Source organism: Mesorhizobium sp. B2-8-9, from assembly GCF_006439475.1.
Lineage (GTDB): Bacteria > Pseudomonadota > Alphaproteobacteria > Rhizobiales > Rhizobiaceae > Mesorhizobium.
The window spans coordinates 51783-63548 of sequence record NZ_VFTQ01000007.1 but is presented as its reverse complement, the minus strand read 5'-3'; the positions used below and the strand labels follow the sequence as shown (position 1 = coordinate 63548).

The 11766-nt window shown below is 63.7% G+C and carries 10 protein-coding genes; 3 read left to right on the top strand and 7 right to left on the bottom strand.

All coding sequences use genetic code 11. From position 1 onward, the window contains the following. Nucleotides 1–34: 34 nt before the first annotated feature. Nucleotides 35–898 carry an RNA polymerase factor sigma-32 gene (locus tag FJ423_RS11020; RefSeq protein ID WP_140841604.1) on the bottom strand — a complete coding sequence of 288 codons (864 nt, stop codon included), beginning with the start codon at nucleotides 896–898 and terminating at the stop codon, nucleotides 35–37. Nucleotides 899–1201: 303 nt separating this feature from the next. Between FJ423_RS11020 and FJ423_RS11015 the strand changes: the two genes are divergently transcribed. The 3 genes from FJ423_RS11015 to FJ423_RS11005 all read left to right on the top strand — a co-directional run bounded on the left by FJ423_RS11015 (nucleotide 1202) and on the right by FJ423_RS11005 (nucleotide 3589). After that, nucleotides 1202–1975 (top strand): amino acid ABC transporter substrate-binding protein, encoded by a 774-nt coding sequence (locus FJ423_RS11015; protein WP_095767302.1) that lies wholly within the window; start codon nucleotides 1202–1204, stop codon nucleotides 1973–1975. A 160-nt stretch (nucleotides 1976–2135) separates the two neighbouring features. Beyond that, nucleotides 2136–2816, top strand: a complete 681-nt coding sequence (locus tag FJ423_RS11010) for an ABC transporter permease subunit (protein ID WP_140841602.1) — start codon at nucleotides 2136–2138, stop codon at nucleotides 2814–2816. Continuing rightward, complete coding sequence (locus FJ423_RS11005; protein ID WP_140841600.1) at nucleotides 2813–3589, top strand: amino acid ABC transporter ATP-binding protein; 777 nt, start codon at nucleotides 2813–2815, stop codon at nucleotides 3587–3589. The genes FJ423_RS11010 and FJ423_RS11005 overlap by 4 nt, the downstream gene beginning before the upstream one ends. A 67-nt stretch (nucleotides 3590–3656) precedes the next feature. On the opposite strand, the gene FJ423_RS11000 is transcribed toward FJ423_RS11005, so the two are convergent. From FJ423_RS11000 to FJ423_RS10975, 6 genes are all read right to left on the bottom strand, one after another. Then, nucleotides 3657–4238 carry a CarD family transcriptional regulator gene (locus FJ423_RS11000; protein WP_040991750.1) on the bottom strand — a complete coding sequence of 194 codons (582 nt, stop codon included), beginning with the start codon at nucleotides 4236–4238 and terminating at the stop codon, nucleotides 3657–3659. Between the two features lie 373 nt (nucleotides 4239–4611). After that, nucleotides 4612–4950 (bottom strand): ferredoxin FdxA, encoded by a 339-nt coding sequence (fdxA, locus tag FJ423_RS10995; protein WP_095767304.1) that lies wholly within the window; start codon nucleotides 4948–4950, stop codon nucleotides 4612–4614. Nucleotides 4951–5151: 201 nt separating this feature from the next. After that, the gene (locus tag FJ423_RS10990; protein WP_140841598.1) at nucleotides 5152–5538 is read right to left on the bottom strand and encodes an RNA-binding S4 domain-containing protein; all 387 of its coding nucleotides are present in this window, start codon (nucleotides 5536–5538) and stop codon (nucleotides 5152–5154) included. Between the two features lie 151 nt (nucleotides 5539–5689). Then, the gene (locus tag FJ423_RS10985; protein WP_140841925.1) at nucleotides 5690–8989 is read right to left on the bottom strand and encodes a helicase-related protein; all 3300 of its coding nucleotides are present in this window, start codon (nucleotides 8987–8989) and stop codon (nucleotides 5690–5692) included. 719 nt (nucleotides 8990–9708) lie between these two features. Next, the gene (locus FJ423_RS10980; protein ID WP_140841596.1) at nucleotides 9709–10431 is read right to left on the bottom strand and encodes a beta-ketoacyl-ACP reductase; all 723 of its coding nucleotides are present in this window, start codon (nucleotides 10429–10431) and stop codon (nucleotides 9709–9711) included. A gap of 139 nt (nucleotides 10432–10570) precedes the next feature. Then, entirely contained in the window at nucleotides 10571–11758 is a 1188-nt protein-coding gene (locus tag FJ423_RS10975; protein WP_140841594.1) for an acetyl-CoA C-acetyltransferase, read from the bottom strand. Between the last annotated feature and the right edge of the window lie 8 nt (nucleotides 11759–11766).

Here is an 11766-nt window from a genome sequence, read left to right as displayed (position 1 = left end):
ATTTCTTAATCTTTGAGCTTGGCCCGGACTAGCTTCAGGCGGCTTCCGCCAGGAATTCAGGATTTTGCTTCACCAGCGCCAGCTTCAGCTTTTCCATGGCGCGCGCCTCGATCTGGCGGACGCGCTCCTTGGAGATGCCGAGCTGTTCGCCAAGCGATTCCAGCGTGGCGCCGTCATCGCTCAGCCTGCGCTCCTCGATGATGCGAAGCTCCCGGGCGTTGAGCGCGCCGAGCGCGCTCCGCAGCCAGATAGCGCGGCGCTGGACGTCGATCCTCTCGCCGACGATTTCGTCGGGAAGCGGGTCTTCGGAGACCAGGAAATCCATCCGCTCGGCAGCGCCGTTCTCGTCGGCCAAAGGCGCGTTGAGCGAGCTGTCGGGGGAAGACAGGCGCGAATCCATCATCGCCACGTCCGCCTCCGGCACGCCCAGCGCCGCCGAGACCTCGCGGTAGAGCGAGGCGTTGGAGAGCGGCTCGGTGCCGTTGGCGAGGCGCGCGCGCAGACGCCTGAGATTGAAGAACAGCGCCTTCTGCGCGGAACTGGTGCCGCCGCGTACGATCGACCAGTTGCGCAGGATGTAATCCTGCATCGAGGCGCGGATCCACCAGGTGGCATAGGTCGAGAAGCGTACTTCGCGCGCGGGTTCGAAACGGGCGGCCGCCTCGAGCAGGCCGACATGCCCCTCCTGAATGAGATCGCCGAGCGGCAGGCCGTAATGGCGGAATTTCGAGGCCATGGAGATCACAAGGCGCATATGGGCGACAGTGATCCTGTGCAGCGCATGCTGGTCGTTCTCTTCCTTCCAACGAAGCGCAAGAACATGCTCCTCGTCGCGCTCGAGGTATGGAGCCTTCATTGCCGCCCGGACCAATGTCCGTCCTGCCGCGTCTTCGATCATGCCGGCTCCTTTTGCGACGATTGCGCGTATAGCGGTTGAAAAGATGCCGCCGCGCCCTACAACAGCCATGCAACGTGTCAGGCGCATGGATGGTTCCGCCGCCCGAGGGGGTAGATGGTGCCGACGGAAGCATTCTGTTATCTGCCGGGAAAGCCTTCTGGTGAATTCTCGGCGGTTTAGAGAATCAAATTTCTGGCAGAGCCGATTTTTGAAATCTGGTTCCTTATTTTGCAGCCTTCTATCTGCCAGTTTCCGGCTCGCACAGTCGCGCCGGGACACCGGTCAAAACGGGATCACAGAAAAATGAAATGGCTCAAACCGCTTCTTCTCGCCGGAACGCTGCAGGTTCTGGCGATCACCGCCGGCTATGCCGGCGCCAATCTCGACCAGATCAAGCAGGCCGGGGTGCTCAAGGTAGGCACTGAGGGCACCTATGCGCCCTTCACCTATCACGATGAGTCCAACGCGCTGGTCGGCTTCGACGTCGAGATCGCCAAGGCCATCGGCGACAAGCTCGGCGTCAAGGTTCAGTTCCTTGAAGGCAAGTGGGACGGCCTGATCGCCGGCCTCGATGCCAACCGCTACGACGCCGTCATCAACGAGGTCGGCATCACCGATGCGCGCAAGGCCAAGTATGATTTCTCCGATCCCTACATCGCCTCGAAGGCGGTGCTGATCGTGCGTGGCGACAACACCGACATCAAGACCTTCGCCGATCTCAAGGGCAAGAAGTCGGCGCAGTCGCTGACCTCCAATTTCGGCAAGCTCGCCGAGAAGAACGGCGCCGAGCTCGTCGGCACCGACGGGTTCGACCAGTCGATCCAGCTTCTGCTCACCGGCCGCGCCGACGCCACGATCAATGACAGCCTGTCCTTCCTCGATTTCAAGAAGCACAAGCCGGACGCCAATGTGAAGATCGCGGCGCAGGAAGAGAATGCCGATTATTCCGGTGTCATCGTGCGCAAGGGCGATCCGGAGCTGGTCGCGGCCATCAACAAGGCGCTGGCCGACATCAAGGCCGACGGCACCTACCAGAAGATCGCCGACAAGTATTTCGGCCAGGACGTTTCGAAGTAAGGCAATCGTCCCCTTGCTCGGATACCGGCGGGCCGTCTTCGACGGCCCGCTGTTTTTGCACGGCATTCATCGGGGTCGTCTTTGACGGCCCGCCGGTTTTTGCATGATAGTCGGTCCATACGGGGGACGCGCCGCCGTATCTGGAAGGGAGAAGCGCTTCGTGCCGCACTGGCTGCAATTGATGCTGGAATCGTTGCCGACGCTGTTGTGGGCGGCGCTGATCTTCACCGTGCCGCTGACGCTCCTGTCCTTCGCGCTTGGGCTCATCGCCGGACTGGTGACGGCGCTGATCCGGCTGTTCGGCCCGAAGCCGCTGGTCGCGATGGTGCGCTTCTATGTCTGGATTTTTCGCGGCACGCCGCTGCTCGTGCAGTTGTTCCTGATCTTCTACGGCCTGCCGTCGGTCGGCATTCTGCTCGATGCCTTTCCCGCCGCGCTGATCGGCTTCACGCTCAACATCGGCGCCTATACGTCTGAGATCATCCGGGCCGTCATCGGCTCGGTGCCGAAGGGGCAATGGGAAGCTTCCTATTCGATCGGCATGACCTGGAGCCAGGCGATGCGGCGCACCATCCTGCCACAGGCGGGCCGCGTTGCCGTGCCGCCGCTTTCCAACACCTTCATCTCGCTGGTCAAGGATACCTCGCTGGCGGCGGCGATCACGGTGCCCGAGATGTTCCAGGCCGCGCAGCGCATCGTCGCCACCACCTATGAGCCGCTGATCCTCTATGTCGAGGCGGCCGCGCTCTATCTCGCGTTGAGCTCGGTTCTGTCGGCGCTGCAGGCGCGGCTGGAAGTGCGGCTAAACCGCTATGGCGGGTTCCTGGAGGCCAACGCATGATCGGCCTCAGCAACATCGAAAAGCGCTTCGGCGACAATCTTGTGCTGAAGGGCGTGACCGTCACCCTCGACGAGGGCAGCGTGACTGCGCTGGTCGGCCCTTCCGGCGGCGGCAAAAGCACGCTCTTACGCTGCATCAACCTGTTGGAAATCCCGACGTCCGGGTCCCTGCGCATCGGCGACGAGACGCTTGCGTTCCATCCGGGTGGCAAGGTGCCGGCCAAGGATATTCAGCGCATCCGCCTGCAGACCGGCATGGTGTTCCAGAATTTTCAGCTTTTCCCGCATCGCACAGCGATCGAGAATGTCATGGAAGGGCTGGTGACGGTGCTGAAATGGCCTGAGCCGAGGGCGCGCGAGCGGGCGATGGCGCTGCTCGAAAAGGTCGGCATGGCTCACAAGGCCGATGACTGGCCGGCGACGCTGTCCGGCGGCCAGCAGCAGCGCGTGGCGATCGCCCGGGCGCTGGCGCCGTCGCCGCGCGTGCTGCTCTGCGACGAGCCTACCTCTGCGCTCGATCCGGAACTGGCGCAGGAAGTGGTAGACGTGCTCGGACAGCTCGCACGCGAAGGCACGACCATGGTGATGGCCACGCATGATCTCAGGCTCGCCTCCAAGATCGCGCAGGAGGTGGTGTTTCTGGACGCCGGCTCGATCGTCGAGAAAGGCCCGGCTTCGGTCGTGTTCGACAATCCGGAGCGCGAGCGAACCAAGCGCTTCATCGCCTCGCTCAGGCAAGAGGAGGCGCAGAGGGAAGGCGGCAGCGGGGTGTAGAATTGGTACCAGAAACAAAAAACCCGGCGCGAGGCCGGGTTCTTCGTAAACTTAAAAGCGAAAAAGCTCAGGCAGCTTCTTCCTGCTCGGCTTCCTCGTTGTCGGCCTTGGCGCCGCGCTTCGGACCCTTGTTGAGGTTGACCTCGATGAGGCGCACCGCCTCGGTCTCCGACATACGGTTCACCGCGGCGATCTCGCGGGCCATGCGGTCGAGCGCGGCTTCGTAGAGCTGGCGCTCGGAATAGGACTGCTCCGGCTGGTTGTCGGCGCGGTAGAGGTCGCGCACAACTTCCGAGATCGAGATCAGGTCGCCCGAGTTGATCTTGGCGTCATATTCCTGGGCGCGGCGCGACCACATGGTGCGCTTTATGCGGGCGCGGCCTTGCACGACCTTCAGCGCGCGGTCGACATAATCCTCTTCCGACAGCTTGCGCATGCCGATCGAGGTCGCCTTGGCGACTGGCACCTTCAGCCGCATCTTGTCCTTCTGGAAATCGATGACGAACAGTTCCAGCTTGTGACCCGCAACTTCCTGCTCGTCGATCGCCACGATCTGGCCGACGCCATGCGCCGGATAGACGATGAATTCGCCGGTCTTGAACCCGTGACGAGCCGCGTTGGACTTCTTCTGCGGGGTGATCGTTGCCATTACGCCCTGAACTCCTTAAGTTGTGCAGCCGGCATCATGCCGGCTCGAACCCACGAGGTCGGCAAAGCCGACCGTTAGCCGCGCAACAGGATGAACCCACCGGAAAAGCCAAGGGCCGGCATATCGCACGAATGCGACCGCCTGCCCCAGATCGCTCTGGTCCGGATCTAAAAGCTCACCTTTCAGTGATTTGGGGCGTTAGCGCCATAAATCGACGTTGTGTCACCGGCATGTTTCGTTGATGTAACACAAAAAGTCGGAAGAATCAAGGTTTTGCTGCATTCGCTAACGCCAAGCGGCAGCGCTGCCCGTCAAGACAGCAATTGTATCGGTCCGGTTACGCCGCGTCATGCCGGTATTCCCGGCCGCTATATCAATCGCCTTCGCCGGGCTCCGCCGAGAAATATTTCTCGAACTTGCCGGTCTCGCCGTCGAAGGTCTTGGCGTCCGCCGGCGGCTCCTTCTTAGCGGTGATATTGGGCCACTTCTCGGCGTATTCGGAATTGATCTGCAACCATTTGTCGAGGCCGCCCTCGGTGTCCGGCTTGATCGCGTCGGCCGGGCATTCGGGCTCGCAGACGCCGCAGTCGATGCACTCGTCAGGATGGATGACGAGCATGTTCTCGCCCTCGTAGAAACAGTCGACCGGACAGACCTCGATGCAGTCCATATATTTGCATTTGATGCAATTGTCGGTCACGACATAGGTCATTGCAGGCTCCGGAACGTCCCATTTTGCTGGGTTTTCGGCTGAGGTAACGCCTTTGCCCGCCGCATGCAAGGGCAGGGATTGCAGGCGGAGCCGGTGTCGCGGAATGGAATTCCAGCCGGAAAGCTTCGGCCAAGTCCTCCAGCCCAACCGTTGCGCAGTTTTCCTGGAATTGCTGCAGCCGTGCCGCGGCCCGGCTATATCTCAGTCGTCGCCGAGCAGCCGGTCGGTCTGCCGCCGCTCGCGTTTGGTCGGGCGGCCGCTGCCGGCCTCGCGCAAGGCTGGAACGGCGTCCGGAACCGCCTCGCCTTTGGGTGTCGGCGCCGGCGACAGATCCTCGTAAAGCAGCCGCGCCTCGTCGGCCGGGCCGCGCCTGGCGCCACAGTTCAGCACCTTCCAGACGAGGATACGGCGCTCGAGCATGATGGTGAGCACGTCGCCGGGCTTGACCAGATCCGAGGCCTGCGCTGCTTTGTCGCGATTGATGCGGACGCGTCCCGCGACGACGACCTTTGCCGCCAAGGACCGCGACTTCACCGCGCGCGAGAAGAACAGCCATTTGTCGATGCGCTGGCGGCCTTCTCCAACCATCGCGGCTAGCTTTGGTGGAGCATGATCTTATCCGAAAACCGGTTCCCACTTTTCGCTGACGCGGTCCTTCGGTTCGAGATCATGCTGGTTCTTTGATGGAGCATGATCTCGCCCGAAAACCGGGTCCCACTTTTCGGGATCATGCTCGAACCTATTTCTTCAGTTGGTCGCGCAAGGCGGCGAGCTTGGCGAAGGGCGAATCCGGATCGAAGCGCTGCGGGCGTTCCTCGCGCGGCTTGCCCTGGAAGGCTGGCTTGCCGCCCGGGACGTTGCCCTTGCCGTCCTGCCTGCCGCCCTTCCAGTCCGGCCGGCCTTCGCGGCGTTCGCCTTGCGGCTTGCCTTCGCGCCGTTCAGCGCCCTCACGCCGGTCGCCCGTCTCGGACCTCGGCTTGAACTTCGAGCGGTCGAAGCGCGGCTTGCCGGCGCCTTCGCGCTGCTCGCGGCCGCCTTCCTGGGCGGGCCGATCGCCGGGCTGACCGCTTGCGGCGCCTGTCTCGCGTGCGGGCTGGGCGCCGCGCGGGCGATTGTCGCGACGGTTGTCGTGGCGATGGCGCGGACGCTGATGGTCGAAACGCGCCTGGCGCCACAGGAGTACAGGTTTTGGTTCCTCGGCTTCGGCTGGCGCCTCGCCGCCGGCACTATCCTCCACCTGGTGGTGGGGGGAGGTAAGAGCGTCGGCGCTTTCGGCCGACTCGGGCGCTGCCGCAATGTCCACCGCTGCGGCGTCTTCCACCGCTGCAGCCTCTTCCGTAACCGCGGCCGCAGCTTCTGCCGGCTCTGCCGTGGCAGCGTCCACCGCCACGTCCGCGGCGGCTTCAGCCGGAGCTTCGGCGGCAGCCGGCTCCGAGCCCTCGACCGTTACCTCCGCGACCGTATCAGTTGCCGCAGCTTGTGCCTCTGCCTCCCGCGCGGCATTATCCGCGGCGAGCTTGGCCGCGGCCGCTTCGCGGGCGGCGTCGTCCAGCGCGTCGAGCTTCGCCTTAACCTCGGCAGCCGGCTTGGCCTCCGAGCGATAGCCGAGACCTTTCAGGATCTCCTCCATGTCGTCGGCCGTGGCGCCGAGGATCGACATCATCGGCGGCGTCACCATGAAGGCGTGACCGTCATAGGCGCCGTCCGGACGCTGGCCGAGGCCGGGCTTCCAGTTGGTCGCCGGGCGGATGAGGTCGGCAAGCCGCTCGAGGATATCGACGCGCACGGCGCGGCGGCCGAGATTACGGTAGCCGGCGAGCTTGTAGAAGGTCTTGTCGAAGGTCGGGTCGATAACGACCGAGGTGCGGCCGGAAGCCAGCGCATGCACCACATCGCCGAAGCCGGGCTTGTCCTTGCCGTCGTTCTTCAGCGCCCACAGCAACGTCACCAGGCCAGCCGGCGCCGGCTTGATCAGCGCCGGCACGAAGACGTGGTAGGCGCCGAAGCGGACGCCGAGGCGGCGAAGCGCTGCGCGGCCTTCCTGGTCGAGCGACTTCATCTCCTCCGCGATGTCGCGGCGATTGATCAGGCCGAAATGCTCGACCAGCTGGAAGGCGACGCCGCGCGCGATGCCGGCGAGCTGGTCGGCATTCTTCAGGTCGACCAGCGGCTTCAAAAGCGTTTCGATCTGGAAATTGACGAAACGCTCGGCGCGCGCCGCGACCTTGTCGCGGGCGGGGCCGGTCAGCTGCTCGTCGGCAAGCAGAACCAGGCGCGGCTTCAGCGCCTCATCGGCGGCGACCAGCGTGCCGATCGGCGCGCCGATCCAGCGCAGGACACCGTCCGAGCCCAATGCCAGGTCGCCATTGGCGCAGGCGGCAAAGCGCTCGGCGCGCGCCTCGAACTCGGCCGCGAGCGCCTTCTGGGCGGCGGTGCGCACCGCCTTGGCGTCCTCGCCGCCGGCGCTCTGGTCGGCGGTGAAGCGGAATCCCTGCAACTCGCCGACATGATGGCCTTCGACGAGGACGGTTCCGGACGGGCTGATTTCGGCTTCAGGCATGGTATTTTCTCTAAGGCGCCGCATGAGGACGGAAGTCCTGCGGTCTACGAAGCGTTTCGTCAACCGCTCATGCAGCGCATCCGACAATCTGTCTTCGATTTCGCGCGTCTTTTCCTGCCAGTGTAGCTGATCGGCCAGCCAGCCGGGGCGGTTGGAGACGAAAGTCCAGGTGCGGATCTGCGCGATCCGGTGCGACAGCGTGTCGATATCGCCTTCCGTCGTGTCGGCGCGCCGCACTTGCTCGGCCATGTAATTCTCATCGACATGGCCGTGACGCGCAAGGTCCATATAGATGGAGGCGATAAGATCGGCATGCTGTGCCGGCGCGATCTTGCGATAGTCGGGGAGCGCGCAGGCTTCCCAAAGCAGCGCCACGCGCTCCTTGCCGGTGGCCAAGCCGCGGATGTCGCCGTCGCGCGACAGCTGCTCCAGCGCCTGCGCATCCACCGCCGGCAACGCGCGGGTCAGCCCTTCGACAGGCGCATTGGTCTCGATCGAGCGCTTCAGCGCATCGAGGCTGGAAAAGTCGAAATCGGCGGTGCGCCACTGCAGCACCTTCACCGGATCGAAATCGTGTCCCTCGATCTTGGCGACCAGATCCTCGTCGAACGGGTCGACCTGGCCGGTGACGCCGAACGTTCCGTCGCGCAGGTGCCGGCCGGCGCGGCCGGCGATCTGGCCAAGCTCGGCGGCGGTCAGGTTGCGGTATTGATAGCCGTCGAACTTGCGGTTCTGAGCGAAGGCGACGTGATCGAGATCGAGGTTCAGGCCCATGCCGATGGCGTCGGTGGCGACGAGATAGTCGACATCGCCGGACTGGAAGATCTCCACCTGGGCATTTCGGGTGCGCGGGGAAAGAGCGCCGAGCACGACGGCAGCACCCCCCTGCTGGCGGCGGATCAGCTCGGCGATCGCATAGACCTCGTCGGCCGAGAAGGCGACGATCGCCGTGCGTCGCGGCAACCTGGTAAGCTTCTTCGAGCCGGCATAGGCAAGGTGCGATAGCCGCGGCCGCGTCACCACCGACACGCCCTTCAACAGGCGCTGCAGGATGCCATGCATGGTGGCCGCGCCCAGGAGCAGCGTCTCCTGGCGGCCGCGCAGATGCAGGATGCGATCGGTGAAGATATGGCCGCGCTCGAGATCGCCGGCGAGCTGCACCTCGTCGATGGCGACGAAGGCGGCGTCGGTCTCGCGCGGCATCGCCTCGACGGTGCAGACCGAATATTTCGCGCCGGCAGGCACGATCTTCTCCTCGCCGGTGATCAGCGCCACCTTATGGGCGCCGACCTTCTCGCAGACGCGCGCATAGACTTCGCGGGCGAGCAGCCTCAGCGGTAGGCCGATGACACCGGTTTCATGCGCGACCATGCGCTCGATGGCGAGATGCGTCTTGCCGGTGTTGGTCGGGCCCAGCACGGCCGTCACGTCGCGGCCCGAAAGGATCAGCGGGTGGGAGTGTTTCGGCTGGATGTTCATCGGCTCGGAAATAAGGTTTCTGCCGCCCGTAGTCTGAAGCACGGCGCTGCCGCCGCGTGTGACAGGCGACACATAGGGACTTCGGGCGTGAAGCGAAAGCGGAATGTTCCCTCGCGAACTGGCTATGCCGGAGGGAGCAGCCAAAATCGGCCGCTTGTTAACAGCTGGAACGAGTCTGGAACGAATCAGCGACGAATCGGTGACTCGTTCTGATTCAGGTTTTGTTCACGGCTATATGTGGATTTTTTGACGGTAAGTCTCACCACATGCTGAATCGCTGAACTGGCCCAATTCCTGCTTGGCCTTGGCCGGGCCTGGGTCGTCGTTAACCTTTGCCGGGCAATGGTCAGGCCCGACCTGAGGGCAGACTTCAAGTTCATGAAATTGTTGATTTTTCTTAATCGCTTTTAACGAGTTCGGTGACGTTTGCACCGTCCACCGTTAACTTTCCGGTCAAAGCCGGAACGAATCGGCGACGAATCAGCGATCCGGCGGTTTTCCCGGTTTGTTCACCCCTAGATATGGTGTTATCCACAGCTTGCCCACCGAGGATTCACAGCTTGTCGCAGCGGTTATGCACAGAGCGTGGCTGCGGCCGTTAACTTTTGCGTGCCGAATTGAGGCAAGGTGTCGCGCCGGCCTGCCGGCGAACAAAAAAGGCGGCTCCGGTGCCGGAGCCGCCTTTGGCGGTAAATGGTGTCGGGCGACCTACTGGGGTGTCAGGCGAAATACTGACCGCCATTGGCGGTGATGGTCGAGCCGGTGATGAAGCCGGCTTCGTCGGAAGCCAGGAAGACGACGCAGCGCGCGATCTCTTCCGGCTCGCCGAGGCGACCGACCGGGATCTGAGCGATGATCGACTCCCGTACTTTTTCCGGCACGGCCATGACCATGTCGGTGGCGATGTAGCCGGGGCAGACGACATTGACTGTGATGCCGGCGCGAGCCCCCTCTTGAGCCAGCGCCTTGGTGAAGCCGATATCGCCGGCTTTCGAGGCCGAATAATTGACCTGGCCCATCTGACCCTTCTGGCCGTTGATCGAGGAAATGGTGATGACGCGGCCGAACTTGCGGTCGCGCATGCCGCTCCACAAAGGATGCGTCATGTTGAAGACGCCGGACAGGTTGGTGTCGATCACTTCCTTCCACTGTGCGGGCGTCATCTTGTGGAACATGGTGTCGCGAGTAATGCCGGCATTGTTGACCAGCACGGAGACCGGGCCGAGATCGGCCTCCACCTGCTCGATGCCTGCGGCGCAGGCCTCGTAGTCGGCGACGGACCATTTGTAGACGGGGATACCTGTCTCGGCCTTGAATTTCTGGGCCGCCTCGTCATTGCCGGCATAGTTCGCCGCGACCGAATAGCCGGCGGTCTTCAAGGCGACCGATATCGCCGCGCCGATGCCGCGTGTTCCGCCCGTGACGATTGCTACCTTGCTCATGTGGTCCTCCCTTTAAAACAGTCTGAGCGAATAGAGAGTAGCGAATAGCGAGTAGGGGTCCGATATCCCGCCGCGCGACGCTTTCTTCCCTATTCGCTATTCGCTATTCGCTACTCCCTACCCTGGATTCGCTATTCGCTCAGTTCAGCGCTTCCACGCACATTGCAACGCCCATGCCGCCGCCGATGCACAGCGTGGCAAGGCCCTTCCTGGCGCCGCGGCGACGCATCTCGTAGACCAGCGTGTTGAAGACGCGGGCGCCCGAAGCGCCGATCGGATGGCCGATGGCGATGGCGCCGCCGTTGACGTTGACGATCGAGGGATCCCAGCCCATGCCCTTGTTGACGGCGCAGGCCTGCGCGGCGAACGCCTCGTTGGCCTCGACGAGGTCGAGGTCCTTGACCGACCAGCCGGCCTTCTCCAGCGCCCGCTTCGAAGCGGGAATAGGCCCCGTGCCCATGATTGCCGGATCGACGCCGGCGGTCGCCCAGGAGGCGATGCGCACCAGCGGGGTGATGCCGCGCCGCACGGCCTCGGCCTCGGTCATCAGCAGCGCGCCGGCGGCGCCGTCATTGATGCCCGACGCGTTGGCGGCGGTGACCGTGCCGTCCTTGTCGAAAGCAGGCTTCAGCTTGGTCATGGCGTCGAGCGTCGCGCCGTGCCGGATGTACTCGTCCTGATCGACTGTTGTGTCGCCCTTCTTGCCCTTAATGGTGAAGGCGACGATCTCGTCCTTGAACTTGCCGGCCTTCTGCGCAGCCTCCGCCTTGTTTTGCGAGGCGAGCGCGAACTCGTCCTGGGTTTCGCGGGTGATCTGGAACTGACGGGCGACGTTCTCGGCGGTGTTGCCCATATGGTAGCCATTGAAGGCATCCCACAGGCCGTCCTTGATCATGGTGTCGATCATCTTGTAGTCGCCCATCTTGACGCCGGCGCGCAGGTGCTCGGCATGCGGCGACATCGACATCGATTCCTGGCCGCCGGCGACGATCACCTTGGCGTCGCCGGTGGCGATCTGCTGCATGCCGAGCGCGATGGCGCGCAGGCCCGAGCCGCAAACCTGATTGAGGCCCCAGGCCGTGGTCTCCTTCGGCAGGCCGGCATTGATCGAGGCCTGGCGGGCCGGGTTCTGTCCCTGCGCGGCGGTCAGCACCTGACCGAGGATGACCTCGTCGACTTCCGCCGCCTCGACATTCGCGCGCGCCAGCAATTCCCTGATGACGACGGCGCCGAGCTCATGTGCCGGCGTGGCGGCGAAACTGCCGTTGAAGGATCCGACCGCGGTGCGAGCGGCGCTGGCGACGACGATGGAATTGGAAGCGGACATTTTCTTCT